Below are 14,499 nucleotides of genomic sequence, written 5' to 3' on the forward strand. Positions count from 1 at the left end.
GGCGGGGTGCGACAGCTACCGCCGGACACCTGGCCCACACCCGTGCGTGGCGACGTAGTAGTTGGCGGCCATGTAGCTCGCCTTTCCGAGCCCACCTCTGAGTCCACACGCCGGCCCGCCTCCACTCACACCCAGCCAGCCCAGCCCCGAGCCCGCACCCCACCCAGGTGTCCACCGCCTCCGTCCACCGGCGTGCCCTCCACAACGCCGGCGCGGCCACCGGAGGCCACATCCCCGACCAGCCCCGTCCGCTGAAAGCGCGCACCTCCCGCGGAAAGCGGCCCTCGAAGGTAGGAGCCGGACCCGTGGCGGAACGAACGCGTGTGACCCTGGCCCACGTGGCGGCGGCGAGCGGGGTGTCGGTCACGACCGCCTCTCTCGTGCTGACCGGCCGTGCGCGCGAGTTGCGCATCTCCGAGGCGGCGGAGCAGCGGGTCCGGTCGACCGCGCACGAGCTGGGCTATCGGCGTGGCGGCGGCGACACGCGGGCGGGGCTGTCGCGGACGATCGGGTTCGTGCTCGGTGCCGAGCCGGACCTGGAGGGGGACACCGTCAAGGGTGCCGTGGAGGTGGCGTACCGGCGCGGGTTCATGCTGTTCGTCGGTGAGACCGGGGGAGATCCGGCCGTGGAGCGGGGGCTGGTCGAGGCGTTGCGCGACCGGCGGGCGGACGGTGTCGTGTTCGCCGGCGGGCGGCCGGCGACGGGTGGCCGGCCGGACGTGCTCTGGTACGGGCCCGCCGTGGTGCTCGGCGCCCCGGGGTCGGGTCTTCCCTCGGTGGTGCCCGACGAGGTGCGGGGTGGCCGGTCGGCGGCGCGTGTCCTGGTCGAGGCCGGGCACGACCGCGGTGTTCACCTGGTGGGTGCCGGCCGGCGCGACGCCGCGGACCGGCTCGCCGGGCTGCGGCAGGTGTTCTCCGGGGCCGGTGTCGAGGTGGCCGGGGTGCACCCGTGTCCGGAGTGGACACCCGAACGCGGGTACGACGTCACGAAGGACCTGTTGCGCCGGCATCGGCCCGCGGCACTGGTGTGCTTCGACGACCGGCTGGCGTTCGGGGCTTACGAGGCCCTCGCGGAGGCGGGGCTCTCCGTGCCGGGCGACGTGTCCGTGCTCGGGTTCGGTGACCACCCCGCCGCCTCCTGGATGCGTCCCCGGCTGACCACGGTCGCCCTGCCCCTGCGCGAGCTCGGGGAGCGGGCCGTGGAGGTGCTCGTGGAGCTCGTCGAGGGTCGGGGTTCCCGCACCCCGCTGGTGCACCGGGTGCCGATGCCCGTGCGCGGAGGCGGTTCGGTGGCACGAGCGCGGTGACTTGCATGTTCGCGTTAACAGCAGAGCTGGCCAGATGCGTCCTTCGGTGCTGCAGCAAGGCGATCAGCTAAAAGTTAGCGCTCACATTTAGCTTTGACCGCAGTGTGAACCCGTCGTTACATTGCTGGGAGCCGCCCCTGCCGTTGACCCCCGTCGACGAAAGGCTCCTCATGCCGAGCCCGTTCCGCGCGCTGTGCTGTGCCCTGGTCGCCACCCTCCTGGCCGCCTCACCCGCACTCGCCGACCAGTCCACTGTGGAGCAAGCCGCCGATCCCGTGAGGGTGATGCCCCTGGGCGACTCGATCACCCAGGGCGGCTCGATCGGCGGTTACCGCCTCGACCTGGGCACGAGACTGCGCGCCGCGGGGCGCAACGTCGACTTCGTGGGGTCCCTCGCGGACGGCCCCGGCTCCATGCCCGACCGCAACCACGAAGGCCATCCAGGCTGGACCATCGCTCAGGTCGACGCGAACGTCGTGAACTGGCTCAGGACGTACACCCCGCGCACGATCCTGTTGCACATAGGCACGAACGACATGTACGGCAGCGATCCCGCTGGTGCGCCAGGACGACTCTCGTCCCTGGTGGACAAGATCACCGCACAGGCACCGGGTGCGGACGTGTTCGTCTCGACGATCATCCCGATCCGGTTCGCCGACGCCACCGTGCGCAACTACAACGCCGCCATCGTGCCGTTGCTGCGGGCGAAAGCGGCCGCCGGCAAGCGGGTGCACGTCGTGGACATGTACCCGGCCGTGCCCGTCGCGGACCTGCCCGACGGCATCCACCCGAACGCGGCGGGCTACAGCAAGATGGCGGCGGTCTGGTTCACCGCCCTGTCCTCGGTGCCCGGCAGCGTCGGAGACCCGCAGGACCCCGGCGCGACCTGCACCGCGACACCCCGGGTGACCGGCACGTGGAACGGCGGCTTCCAGGCGGAGGTCGTCGTCACCAACCCCACCGCGTCGACCCTCACCGGCTGGAGCGTCCGGTTCACGCTGCCGGGCGGGCACACCGTGACGCAGATCTGGGGTGGCACGGCAAGCGGTTCGGTCACGGTCACCAACGCCGCCTACAACGGCACGATCGGCCCCGGTGCCTCCGCGGCCTTCGGCTTCATCGCGTCCGGTTCCGGTGCGGCGGCGGTCGGTTCCGCCACCTGCGCCGGCGCCTGAACCCCTGCCCCAGCGACGAAGGGTGATCATGTCCCCCGCTCGGTTCTCCCCGTCCCGGCGTGCCCGCCTCACCGCCCTGGCCGCCGTCCCGCTCATCGCGGTCACCGCGCTGACCGCGGTGGCCCAGCAGCCCGCCTCGGCCGCCCCCGGCTGTTCGGTCACCTATTCCACACCGTCGCAATGGGACGGTGGCTTCACCGCGGCCGTCGCCGTCACGAATCTCGGTGACGCGGTCAACGGCTGGACGCTCACCTGGAGCTTCGGTGCCGGGCAGCAGGTGCAGCAGGCCTGGAACGCCCAGGTGACCCAGTCCGGCTCCCAGGTGACCGCCCGCAACGTCTCCTACAACGCGACGATCCCGACCGGCGGGAAGGTCGAGTTCGGCTTCAACGGCTCCAGCACCGGTGCCAACCCGAGCCCGTCGGCGTTCAGCCTCAACGGCACCCTGTGCACCGGCGACGTCGGCCCCACCACCACGACCACCACGACGACGACCACCACGGGCAACCCGCCGGTGGGCACCCTCCCGTCGAGCTTCCGCTGGTCCTCGAGCGGGCAGCTGATCAGCCCGAAGCCGGACTCCACGCACGCCAACGTCGCGGTGAAGGACCCGAGCGTCGTCTACCACAACGGCAAGTACCACGTCTTCGCGTCGACCTACACCGACGGCTACAACCTGATGTACACCAGCTTCACCGACTGGTCGCAGGCGTCGTCGGCACCCCACTACTACCTGGACCGCTCCGGGATCGGCACCGGTTACCGGGCGGCGCCGCAGGTGTTCTACTTCGCGCCGCAACGCCTCTGGTACCTCGTCTACCAGACCGGGTCGAACGCCTCGTACTCCACGACGTCCGACATCTCGAACCCGTCCTCGTGGTCCACGCCGAAGAACTTCTACGCCAACGGCATGCCGCAGATCATCCGCGACAACATCGGCAACGGTTACTGGGTCGACTTCTGGACCGTGTGCGACACCGCGAAGTGCTACCTGTTCTCGTCCGACGACAACGGCCACCTCTACCGGTCCGAGACGAACCTCGCGCAGTTCCCCAACGGCTTCACCAACACGGTGATCGCCATGCAGGACAGCGACAGGTACCGGCTGTTCGAGGCGTCGAACGTCTACAAGATCGCCGGGAAGGACCAGTGGCTGCTGGTGCACGAGGCGATCGGCACCGACGGCCGGCGCTGGTTCCGCTCCTGGACCGCCCCCTCGATCACCGGTCCGTGGGCGGCGCTGGCCGACACGGAGTCGAACCCGTTCGCCCGCGCGAACAACGTGACGTTCCCGAGTGGACAGTGGACCCGCGACATCAGCCACGGCGAGATGGTCCGCACCAACGTCGACCAGACGATGGAGATCAGCCCGTGCCGGCTCAGCTACCTGTACCAGGGCATGGATCCCAACGCCGGCGGCGACTACAACCGCCTGCCCTGGCGGCTCGGCCTGCTGACCCAGACCAACTCCACCTGCTGACCCGGGACCGGCGCCACCGGCACACCGGTGGCGCCGCTCATGGGGAGAAAGGGGCGATGATGCCCTTCCGGTCCAGGAAACTCACGCGTCTCGGGATCGCCGCTTTGGCAGCGGTGGCGGTCACCGCGCCTCCCGTCAGCGCCGCCACCGCCACCGCCGGTCCCGCCACCGGCGCACCCACCACCGGTCCCAGCGCCGCGGCTCCCGGCAGCCCGGCCCAGACCCCGCCCCTCGGCTGGAACAGCTGGAACAGCTTCGGCTGCGGCATCACCGAGGGCCAGGTGCGCCAGGCCGCCGACGCGATGGTGTCGTCGGGCATGCGCGACGCCGGCTACCAGTACGTCGTCGTGGACGACTGCTGGTTCGACCCGCAGCGCGACTCGGCGGGCAACCTCCGTTCGCACCCGTCGAAGTTCCCCAGCGGCATGAAGGCGCTGGGCGACTACATCCACGCCCGCGGCCTGAAGTTCGGCATCTACCAGGTGCCGAACGAGCGGACGTGCGCGCAGACCACCGGCGCCCACCCCGGCTCGACCGGCAGCAAGGGCCACGAGGTCCAGGACGCCGGCACGTTCGCGTCCTGGGGCGTCGACTACCTCAAGTACGACTGGTGCTCGGGCGCCGGCACCCGCGACGAGCAGGTGGCCCGGTTCTCGATCATGCGCGACGCCCTGCGCGCCACCGGGCGGCCGATCGTGTACAGCATCAACCCCAACAGCTTCCACGCCATCACCGGCGACCGGTACGACTGGGGGCAGGTCGCCGACCTGTGGCGCACCACCGAGGACCTGCTGGACATCTGGCAGAACGGCAACGTCAACAGCTATCCGATGGGCGTGGGCAACGTCCTCGACGTCACCGCCCCGCTCGCGGCGCAGTCCGGTCCCGGGCACTGGAACGACCCGGACATGCTGGTGGTCGGGCGCCCCGGGCTCACCCTCACCGAGTCCCGCTCGCACTTCGCGCTGTGGGCGTTGATGGCGGCGCCGCTGATGGCGGGCAACGACATCCGCACCATGTCCGCCGACGTGAGCGCGGTCCTGCGCAACCAGCGCCTGCTCGCGGTGAACCAGGACGCCCTCGGTGCGGGAGGGCGGAGGGTGCGCGACGACGGGGCCGCGGAGGTGTTCGCCAAACCCCTCGCGGACGGCTCGGTCGCCGTCGGCCTCTTCAACCGGGGCGGCGCCACCGCGACCATCACGACCACAGCCGCCCAGACCGGTCTGTCGGGGAGCGCCTTCACCCTCACCGACCTGTGGACCGGCGGCACGTCCGGCACCACGGGCACGATCTCCGCCTCCGTTCCCGCGCACGGCGTCGCCGTGTACCGGGTGACGGGCGGGAGCCCGGTGCAGAGCACCACGTCCCCGTTGCTCGGGGCGGGGGCGAACCGCTGCCTCGACGTCGAGAACGGGTCCACCGCGGCCGGGACCGCCGTCGTGATCCAGGACTGCCTCACGCCCGCGTCGCAGCGGTGGACGTCCTGGCCGAACGGCGAGGTGCGCGTGTTCGGGGACAAGTGCCTCGACGCCTACGACCAGGGCACCGCGAACGGCACGCGCGTCATCATCTGGCAGTGCAACGGCCAGGCGAACCAGCGCTGGACGTTCGGCTCCGACGGGACGCTGCGCAACGCGAACGCCGGCCTGTGCCTCGACGTCGAACGGGCCGCGACGGCCAACGGCTCGAAGCTCGTGCTGTGGACCTGCAACGGCCAGTCCAACCAGAGGTGGACGCGATCATGAGGTGGTTCCCGGCCGCGTTGTCGGCACTCACCCTGGTGGCGGCGGGAGTCGCCGCGAGCACGGCGGCGCAGGCGGCTCCCGGCTGTGCGGTCACCTACACGAAGACCTCGGAGTGGCAGGGCGGTTTCGGCGCATCCGTGTCCATCACGAACACCGGTGACGCGATCACCGGCTGGACGCTGGAGTGGACCTACGCGTCCGGCCAGCAGGTCGGGCAGCACTGGAACGCCGTGATCACGCAGAGCGGCGGGGAGGTGAGCGCGCGCAACGCCGGCTACAACGCGGCGATCCCGTCCGGTGGCAAGGTCGAGTTCGGGTTCAACGCCACGGCCGGCTCCTCCAACCCGGCACCGGCCTCCTTCCGCCTCAACGGCACGACCTGCGGCGACACCGGCACACCCACGACCACCACGACAACCACAACGACAACCACACCGAGGCCGTCGTCCTTCACCAACCCGGTGCTGTGGCAGGACTTCGCGGACATCGACATCATCCGCGTCGGCGACGCTTACTACTATTCGGCGTCGACCATGCACTACTCGCCAGGAGCCCCGGTCCTGCGTTCCTACGACCTGGTCAACTGGGAGTTCGCCGGACATTCCGTGCCACGGCTGGACTTCGGCTCCAAGTACGACCTCAACGGCGCCAGGGGTTACGTGCGGGGCATCTGGGCGTCGTTCCTCAACCACCGCAAGAGCAACAACACCTTCTACTGGGGTGGCTGCGTCGACTTCGCGCAGACGCACATCTACACCGCCACCTCCGTGGACGCGCAGTGGTCGAAGCTGTCGACGATCAACAAGTGCTATTACGACGCCGGAATGCTGGTCGACGACAACGACACGATGTACGTCGCCTACGGCAACACGACGATCAGCGTCGCGCAGCTCTCGGCCGACGGGAAGTCGGAGGTGCGGTCGCAGCAGGTGTTCCAGACCCCGTCGAACATCGGGACGCTCGAGGGTGCGCGGTTCTACAAGCGCAACGGCAGCTACTACATCTGGCTGACCAGGCCCGCGAACGGCCAGTACGTGCTCAAGGCGTCGAGCCCGTTCGGTCCCTACACAGTGCAGCAGGTGCTGCTGGACATGCCCGGCCCGATCCAGGGCGGGGGAGTGCCGCACCAGGGCGGCCTGGTGCAGACGCAGAACGGCGACTGGTACTACATGGCGTTCGTGGACGCCTACCCCGGCGGGCGGGTGCCGGTGCTCGCGCCGATCACCTGGACCTCCGACGGCTGGCCGCGCGTCACCACCGCCAACGGAGGCTGGGGCGTGAACTACCCGATGCCGAACCTGCCGTCGCGGCCGGTGAAACCCATGACCGGCGTCGACACCTTCGACGGCACGGTGCTCAAGCCGCAGTGGGAGTGGAACCACAACCCGGACACCACGAAGTACAGCGTGAACAACGGCCTGCGGCTGTCCACGACGACCGTCACCAACGACCTCTACAACGCCCGCAACACCCTCACCCACCGCGTCCAGGGCCCGACGTCGACCGGCACCGTCGCGCTGGACCTGACCTCGATGCGCGACGGCGACCGCACCGGTCTCGCGATGCTGCGCGACTCCTCGGCGTGGATAGGCGTCAAGCGCGACAACGGCCGCAACCGCGTCGTCGTGGTCAACGGGCTGACCATGGACGGCAACTGGAACACCACGGGCACCGGCACCGAGACCGCGAGCGCGAACCTCGCCGGAACCCGGATCTGGTTGCGCGCCAACGCCGACATCCGGCCCGGCAGTGGACGGCAGGCCAGGTTCTCCTACAGCACCGACGGGGTGAACTTCACGTCGCTGGGCACCGGCTTCACGCTGAAGAACGAGTGGCAGTTCTTCATGGGCTACCGGTTCGGCATCTTCAACCACGCCACACAGGCACTGGGCGGATCGGTCACCGTGCAGCGCTTCGAGCTCACGACTCCATGACCCCGTTGTCCCGCAGTGCGTCCCTCAAAGCGTGCAGGCCGTGGTTCAACCTCGATTTCACGGTGTCCTGCGGCAGCCCCAATTCGTCGGCGAGCTCGGCGACGGACCGGTGGCGGTAGTAGGCCCGCACGACCACCACCCGGTGCTCGGGTTCGAGCGAGGACAAGGCCTCGGCGACGAGGGCCGCACTGCGGGGTGCGTTCACGGGGTGCCTCACACCTGCGAGCGGAGTGCCCGCGCACGGCGTCCGTCCAAACGGGACAGAAGTGCGTGCCGGTCGACCTTGCCGCGATCCGTCGTGGGCAGTGCGTCGACCGGCACGATCAGCGTCGGCACGCAGTAGTGCGGCAACCGCCGCGAGACCGCCTGCTTGGCCACCTCCGGCGCGGCCGTGCCGGGACTGATGAACCCGACGAGCCTCCCGTCGTGGACCAGGGTCGTGGCGCGCTCGCAGCCCACCGCCCCCTCCAGCGCCTCGGTGACCGCGTCCAGCTCGAAGCGGTACCCGAGCACCTCGACCTGGTCGCCGGCGCGGCCGTGGTGCTCCAGGTCGCCGTCGGCGGTCCACCTGCCGAGGTCACCGGTGCGGAACATCAGGCCGCCGCCCCTCAGGAACGGGTCGGGCCGGTACCGCCGTGCCGTCAGGTCGAGGTCGCCCGCGTACCCCGCGGTCACGCCGGCGCCGCCGATCCACACCTCGCCGACGGCACCGGCGGGCAGCGGCTGGAGGTCGTCGCCGAGCACGTACACCGTCGTGTTCGGCACCGGCCTGCCGAGGCTGAGCCGCCCGCCACCCGGTTCGTGGCGCCGCACCGCGGCGGCGATGGAGGCCTCGGTCGGCCCGTACGCGAGGTGCAGGGCCACGCGGGTCGACCACGTGTCCGCCAGCGCTTGCGGGCAGCGTTCGCCGGCGACCACGACCGTGCGGACGCGGTGGCAGACCTCGGGGTCCAGGGACGCGAGCACGCCCGGTGTGGCGATGACGACGTCGGCCCCGCTCGCCGTCCGCTCGGCGTCGTCGCCGCGGAGCGCGAGGGTGCCCCCGTTCGCGAGGGTGCCGAGCACCTCCCAGATCGCCAGGTCGCAGGCGATGTCCTGCAGTTGCGACACCCTGGTCCCCGGCGTGATGCCCAGCGATCCGGGGGCGGTGAGCAGGACGTTGCACAGGTTGGCGTGGGAGATCCGCACGCCGGTGGCACCGCTGTAGACCACGGCGGCGGCGTCCGACTCGGCGGTGATGGTGCGGCAGAACGCACTGACGTCGGGCAGCGCGTCGACCACGATGATCCGCGCCAGGTGGTCGGGCACCTCGTCCGCGCTCGTGGTGAGCACCACGTCGATGCGCGCGGTGCGGACGACGTGCCGCAACCGGGCCTCCGTCGCGGTGGCGGTGTCCTGCGGCACGTAGGCCGCGCCCGCCTTGAGCACCGCGAGCACACCCACGACCATGGAGATCGACCGCGTCAGGAACAGGCCGACGTGGTCACCGGGACGTACGCCGCCGCGGATGAGGAGTTCGGCCAGCAGCCCGGCCCTGGCGTCGAGCTCCGCGTAGGTCAGCGACTCGCCGAGGTGCTCCACAGCGGTCGCGCGCGGGCGCTGGGCGGCGTGTGCCTCGAACGCGTGGTGGACGTGGTCGAACGGAGGGGTGCGGATCGGCCCGGCGCCGAACGCCCGGAACAGCGCGCTGTCGGCGGCGGACAGCCCCCGCAGGGCGGTCTCCAGGAACTCGGCTGCCACGACAGGACCTCCTCACGAACGGTGTCCCTCCATCTTGAACGAAACAGACCAGTCGTGGTGACAAGCTGTCGATTCACCGGTCGAATCGATAAAGCCGTTGTGTCGCATCGGCTTGCACGGTATGGGATCGGGCGGGCAGAGTCGGGCGGTGGACGAGGGAACGAACATCGTGATGATCAACCCCGCCGGCCGGGTGCTGCTCTACCTGCGGGACGACAAGCCCGGGATCAGGTTCCCGAACACCTGGTGCCTGCCCGGCGGGTACCTCGAGCAGGGCGAGACCCCGCACGAGTGCATCAGGCGGGAGATCGAGGAGGAGATGGGCGTCGTCCTCGCGGCGGACGACGTGCACCACCTGTGCTCCGAGGAGCGCTCCTACGGCATCGAGCACACGTTCTGGGCCGAGGCGGACCTCGACCTCGACCAGGTGGTGCTCACCGAGGGCCAGCGGCTGCGGTGGTTCACCCCGGAGGAGGTCGCGGCCCACGAGCTGGGCTACGAGGACAACGCGGTCCTCGCCGAGTTCTTCGCGCGCGCCGGCCATCACCCAGGTGGATGATCACCGGGCGCGCCGGTTTGTCGTGGTCGTCTGCGCATATGAGCATCTGTCCCATGACGACAGTCGACCACGCTCCCGCCGAACTGCACCGCCACACCCATGGTCCCGGCTGCGGCCACGACGCCGTCGTGCACCGCGACCACGTCGACTACCTGCACGACGGCCACCTGCACCGCGAACACGTGACGGATCGCGGTGTGCACTACGACGAGTGCGACAAGTGCCGGTGCGCGCACTGCGCGGACTCCTGCGCGCAGTGCGACTGCACGGACTGCGACTGCCCCACCTGCAACCACGCCCGGTGCGCGTGCGACGGCTGCGACGACTCGTGCGCCAACTGCACGTGTGCCGAGTGCAGCTGCCCCACGTGCGCGCACGCGGCCTGAGTCAGTCCGCAGTGGACAGTTGGAACACCGTATCCTGGTGGTAGACCTCGCCGGGCCGCAACACCGTGCTGGGGAAGTCCGGCCGGTTCGGCGAGTCCGGGAAGTGCTGCGTCTCCAGGGCGAACCCGGCGCCGGGACCGTAGGGGCGGCCGCCGGTGCCGACCAGGTCGTCGGTGAGGAAGTTGCCCGAGTAGAACTGCAGGCCCGGCTCGGTGGTCCACAGCGTCAGCAGCCGCCCGGACCCCGGGTCGCAGGCCTGCGCGGCGAACGACGCCCCGGAGGAGTCCAGCACCCAGTTGTGGTCGTAGCCGCCCGCGATGCCGAGTTGCGGGTGCGGCGCGCCGATGCGGGCGCCGATGGCCGTCGGCAGCCGGAAGTCGAACGGGCCGCCGTCCACGGCCACCGGGTCGCCCACCGGGATCAGCGTCTCGTCGACCGGGCAGAACCGGCCGGCGTTCAGCATCAGCGACTGGCCGTGCACGTCGCCGTTGCCCTCGCCGGCGAGGTTCCAGTAGGTGTGGTTGGTCATGTTGAGGACGGTGGGCGCGTCCGCGGTCGCGGTGTAGGTGATCGTGAGGCGGTTGTGCCGGTCGAGGCGGTACGTCACCTGCGCGGCCACGGCGCCGGGGAACCCGCCGTCCCCGTCCGGGCTCACCAGGTCGAGTCGCACGCCCACGCTGTCCGGTTCGCGCAGTTCGGACGCGGACCACACCCGCGTGTCGAACCCGTTCGGCCCGCCGTGCAGGCTGTTCGGGCCGTCGTTGACGGGCAGCCGGTAGCCGACGTCGTCGAGGGTGAAGGCGCCGCGAGCGATCCGGTTGGCGTACCGGCCGATGACGGCGCCGAAGAACACCCTGTTCTCGCCGGGCTGGCTGTTCTTGACGTAGTCGTCGAGCGAGGAGAACCCGAGCACCACGTTGGCGGGGACGCCGTCGCGGTCCGGCGCCTCGAGCGACTGGACGATGCCGCCGTAGTCCAGCACGCGCACGGTGAGCCCACCGGGCCACGCCAGGACGTACCGGTGGACGGCGGTGTCACCGATGTGGCCGAACAGTTCCCGGTGGAGCGCGGGTTCCCGCTGCGACATCGAACTCCTCGTGATCAGGTGACCAGGGCGCGGCAGTGCTGCGGCCGGATCCGTTGTGGTGCGACGCTTTCCAGGGTGGGTCTGACCGGGACGATCGAACCGTCCCGGTCGAACCCCATCCTGTCTATCGTGATCTCCCGGTGCGTGCCATCCCCCTCCGGGATGGCGAACCGGTGGTAGGCGAGGTACCAGTCGTCGGTGCCGGGCACCTGGAGCATCGAGCTGTGCCCGGTGCCCTTCACACCGAGCGCCAGGTCCTTGGCGAGGATCACACCGCGGTTGGTGAACGGGCCGGTGGGGGAGGGGCCGGTCGCGTAAGCCACGCGGTAGTCCTCGCTGCGGGTGTCGTCGACCGACCAGCTCAGGTAGTAGGTGCCCGCGCGTTCCACCACGAACAGGCCCTCCCGGAAGTCCGCCAGCCCGGTGAGCCGGGTGATCTTCGCCGGGTCGTAGGAGATCATGTCGGCGTTGAGCGGCACCACATGTGCTTCACCGTTGCCCCAGTACAGGTAGGGCTGCCCGGAGCGGTCGACGAAGACCGCCGGGTCGATGGCCTGGCCGCCGCCGGGGTTGCGGGAGATCAGCGGCTGACCGGAGTCGGTGAACGGGCCGGTCGGCGAGTCACCCACCGCGACCCCGATCTTGGCCTCGGCGCAGAAGTAGAAGTAGTACTTTCCGTCCCGTTCGGCGATCGCGGGCGCCCAGGCGTTGCGGTCGGCCCAGCTCACGTCGGGCCCGAGGTCGAGGATCACGCCCTCGTCGCGCCAGTTCACCAGGTCCTTCGACGACCACGCCGAGAACCTCGTGCCGCTCCAGCCGTCGAAGCCGTCCGTGGTCGCGTACATGTAGTAGGTGTCGCCGAACGCCACGATGTTCGGGTCGGCGTTGAGGCCTGGGACCACGGGGCTGCGCATCTCGTGCGCCTCGACCGTCCACACCCGACTCTCCCGCCCCGACCGCACGACGAACTGCCGGGGTTTCCGCAGATCGACCGGCCCGCCGGGGGTGATGGTCGCGCCCGGCGGGAGCTCGAAGCCGAGCCGGACCCTCCGCAGGTCGGTGCCCGGCCGCACGGGGAGCACCACCCTGCCGGACCCGACGACCGCGGGCGCGTCGAGCGAATCGTGCGTGACCGACCGGATCTGGGTGGCGTTGAACGGGAGCGCGGCCACCTCGCCGCCGGAGAGCGCGCGGTTGTACAGGCGGACGTCCTTCATTCTGCCGAGCAACGACCTGTCCGCCGCGTACACGGACCGGCCGAGGTAGTTGGCCGTGGTGATCCCGCCGCCGATGTCGGACGGTCTGGTCGTGACACCGGTCGTGCGCGCTACCTCGACCCCGTCCAGGTAGAGCACTTCCACGCCGTTGCCGACGGTCAGCGTCACGTTCTTCCACACCCCGCGCGGCAGTGCCCGGCCGGAGTTCACGCCCTGCTCGGTCGCCCAGTTGCCGGTGGCGATCGCGCCCCGGTAGGTGTCGCCGGTGCTGAACAGGTAGCCGTCGCCGACCCCGTTCGGCGCGGTGTTGCCGAAGCCGTAGAGGAAGTACGGCGTCTGCTGGGCCGGGTCGACCAGCACGTCGGCGGAGATCGTGGCCGCAGAGGCGCCCGTCAGCAGGTTGTTCGGCAGTTGGACGTGCCCGCCCTTCAACGACAGGGAGCCCTCGGACCACGTGGCGTTGCCGGCGAGCACGCCGTCGTACCCGTGACCGGTGGCGTCGGCGGCGGACCCGTTGAGCGGCCAGTGCGCGACCAGACCCCTGCTGTCGGCCTTCACCGGCGCCGGGGGAGCGGTGAGGCGGTTCAGCTCGGCCTGCGTCACCGGGAGGACCGTGCCGTGCCGGGGAGAGGCGGGCAGACGGGCGCCCGTCGACATCGTCCACCTGCCCGACGCGAGGTCGGTCGTCTCGAACGGCACGTAGCCGCGGCCGCCGTACTCGTCGATGAACAGGTACCACCTGTCCTCGGTGTTGGACTTGAACCCGGTCGGGCCCTCGCCCGCGGACAGGCCGGGGCTCGTCGGCGTGGCCTTGCCGATGCACTCCGCGACGAAGTCGTAGCTCGTGTCGAGCAGGTCGGTGGACTTCTCGGCGGTGATGTACTTGCTGCACGGCGAGGACGACGAGTTGTTCCGCTCGTCCTTGGTGTAGCGGTAGTACGTGCCGTCGTGCTCGATGACCGTCGAGTCGATCACCGAGTATCCGGGGTCGATCCACACCTGCGCCGGGGTGAACGTGACGAAGTCGCGGGTGGTCGCGTACATCATCCGGTTGTAGCTGGTGCCGGTGTGGTTCGGGTCGTTCTCCGCGTAGAGCTTCGAGGCCCAGTAGACGACGTAGGTGCCGCGCCGGGCGTCCCAGAACGCCTCCGGTGCCCACGTGTTGCCCGCGGTCGGCGGTGAGACCTGGACGCTGCGCTGGCGCGACCAGTTCCGCAGGTCCGTCGACTCCCACACCATGATCGACCGGCTGCCGGTGCGCTGGGCCGCGTCCCAGCCGCGGCCGCCGTTGATCTTGAGGTCGGTGGCCAGCAGGTAGAACCTGTCGCCGTCGGGGGAGCGCAGGATGAACGGGTCGCGCACGCCCAGTTCGCCGAGGCTCGACTTCAGGATCGGCCTGCCGCCGTTGACCTCGGAGAAGTCGAGCGGGTTGTCGCCGTTGCTCGCGGCGGCGTAGATCTGCTCGCCGATGGGGCTGCTCTCACCGGTGAAGTAGAAGAACCCGTAGCCCGCCAGGGGTTCCGCGACGGGCAACGGGACGACGGTGGCGGTCAGGGCGCGGGTGGTGCTCTGCTGCCCGAGGCTGACCTTCGCCGTCAGCACGACCTTCGCCGGCCTGGCGCCCGCCGGAGGGCGGGTCACCTCACCGGTCGGGGTGATCACCGCGCTGTCGGACGACCGCCACGTGACGGTCGTGCCGCGGGTGCCGGTGGTGGGCAGGGTGAGGTGGCCCCGGACGTCGCCGAGGTTCGGCACCTCGACGGCGGCCGCCGCCGACCGCACGAGCGGTTCGGCGGCGGCCGGAGTGGACGGGAGGAGCGCGGCGGTCAGCACCGCGGTGAGGACGACGTGGCGCAGGGGTGCCATGTC

Annotated in this window: 11 protein-coding genes; 7 read left to right on the forward strand and 4 right to left on the reverse strand. The window is 70.5% G+C overall.

Annotated elements, in window-relative coordinates; translation table 11 throughout:
• Positions 1-305: 305 nt before the first annotated feature.
• The 5 genes from ND450_RS03695 to ND450_RS03715 all read left to right on the forward strand — a co-directional run bounded on the left by ND450_RS03695 (position 306) and on the right by ND450_RS03715 (position 7,641).
• Positions 306-1,307 carry a LacI family DNA-binding transcriptional regulator gene (locus ND450_RS03695; RefSeq protein WP_253324740.1) on the forward strand — a complete coding sequence of 334 codons (1,002 nt, stop codon included), beginning with the start codon at positions 306-308 and terminating at the stop codon, positions 1,305-1,307.
• A gap of 143 nt (positions 1,308-1,450) precedes the next feature.
• Positions 1,451-2,482, forward strand: coding sequence for a cellulose binding domain-containing protein (locus tag ND450_RS03700; protein ID WP_253324741.1), 1,032 nt, complete (start codon positions 1,451-1,453; stop codon positions 2,480-2,482).
• Between the two features lie 28 nt (positions 2,483-2,510).
• A complete protein-coding gene (locus ND450_RS03705; protein ID WP_253324742.1) occupies positions 2,511-3,962 on the forward strand; it encodes a non-reducing end alpha-L-arabinofuranosidase family hydrolase in 1,452 nt (483 codons plus the stop codon).
• Between the two features lie 59 nt (positions 3,963-4,021).
• A complete protein-coding gene (locus ND450_RS03710; RefSeq protein ID WP_253324743.1) occupies positions 4,022-5,707 on the forward strand; it encodes a ricin-type beta-trefoil lectin domain protein in 1,686 nt (561 codons plus the stop codon).
• Complete coding sequence (locus ND450_RS03715; protein ID WP_253324744.1) at positions 5,704-7,641, forward strand: family 43 glycosylhydrolase; 1,938 nt, start codon at positions 5,704-5,706, stop codon at positions 7,639-7,641. The genes ND450_RS03710 and ND450_RS03715 overlap by 4 nt, the downstream gene beginning before the upstream one ends.
• On the opposite strand, the gene ND450_RS03720 is transcribed toward ND450_RS03715, so the two are convergent.
• Positions 7,628-7,846: a sigma factor-like helix-turn-helix DNA-binding protein gene (locus ND450_RS03720; RefSeq protein WP_253324745.1), complete on the reverse strand. Its 219-nt coding sequence runs from the start codon at positions 7,844-7,846 to the stop codon at positions 7,628-7,630. The two genes, ND450_RS03715 and ND450_RS03720, sit on opposite strands and share 14 nt — an antisense overlap.
• A gap of 8 nt (positions 7,847-7,854) precedes the next feature.
• Positions 7,855-9,381: an AMP-binding protein gene (locus ND450_RS03725; protein ID WP_253324746.1), complete on the reverse strand. Its 1,527-nt coding sequence runs from the start codon at positions 9,379-9,381 to the stop codon at positions 7,855-7,857.
• A gap of 148 nt (positions 9,382-9,529) precedes the next feature.
• Here ND450_RS03725 and ND450_RS03730 point away from each other — a divergent pair, with 148 nt between their 5' ends.
• Both ND450_RS03730 and ND450_RS03735 read left to right on the forward strand, forming a co-directional pair.
• Positions 9,530-9,940, forward strand: coding sequence for an NUDIX domain-containing protein (locus ND450_RS03730; RefSeq protein WP_253324747.1), 411 nt, complete (start codon positions 9,530-9,532; stop codon positions 9,938-9,940).
• A 53-nt stretch (positions 9,941-9,993) separates the two neighbouring features.
• Positions 9,994-10,326 (forward strand): hypothetical protein, encoded by a 333-nt coding sequence (locus tag ND450_RS03735; RefSeq protein ID WP_089920183.1) that lies wholly within the window; start codon positions 9,994-9,996, stop codon positions 10,324-10,326.
• Position 10,327: 1 nt separating this feature from the next.
• On the opposite strand, the gene ND450_RS03740 is transcribed toward ND450_RS03735, so the two are convergent.
• Positions 10,328-11,413 carry an aldose epimerase family protein gene (locus tag ND450_RS03740; RefSeq protein WP_253324748.1) on the reverse strand — a complete coding sequence of 362 codons (1,086 nt, stop codon included), beginning with the start codon at positions 11,411-11,413 and terminating at the stop codon, positions 10,328-10,330.
• Between the two features lie 14 nt (positions 11,414-11,427).
• A complete protein-coding gene (locus tag ND450_RS03745; RefSeq protein ID WP_253324749.1) occupies positions 11,428-14,496 on the reverse strand; it encodes a family 43 glycosylhydrolase in 3,069 nt (1,022 codons plus the stop codon).
• Positions 14,497-14,499 lie beyond the last annotated feature (3 nt).

This window comes from Lentzea sp. HUAS12 (assembly GCF_024125735.1).
GTDB classification, from domain to species: Bacteria; Actinomycetota; Actinomycetes; order Mycobacteriales; family Pseudonocardiaceae; genus Lentzea; species Lentzea albida.